This window comes from Desulfosporosinus sp. OT (genome assembly GCF_000224515.1).
GTDB lineage: Bacteria > Bacillota > Desulfitobacteriia > Desulfitobacteriales > Desulfitobacteriaceae > Desulfosporosinus.
Window position 1 is genome coordinate 1 of sequence record NZ_AGAF01000254.1, and the last position, 224, is coordinate 224.

The window sequence follows — 224 nt, forward strand, 5'->3', positions numbered from 1 at the left end:
TCAGGTCCATTGCTTGTTGTGGGCAAGCCTTTACACAGCACAGACATTCCCAACAAGCCCATGGATCAAGGTTGGTCGCTTTCATTCTTTCTTTGTCTAAGGCCATCAGGTCATTTGGGCATGCATACATGCAAGCCGTCTTGTCTTGCCCTTTACATCCATCACACTTTTCTGCAATTACAAAACTCGGCATAGCTTTAACCTCCATCATTTATATTATTAAT

At 42.9% G+C, this 224-nt stretch carries 1 protein-coding gene; it reads right to left on the reverse strand.

Going from position 1 to position 224, the window contains the following annotated elements; all coding sequences use genetic code 11:
* Positions 1-193 (reverse strand): 4Fe-4S dicluster domain-containing protein (locus tag DOT_RS24435; RefSeq protein ID WP_040412244.1); only part of this gene is annotated, 193 nt, incomplete at its 3' end.
* Between the last annotated feature and the right edge of the window lie 31 nt (positions 194-224).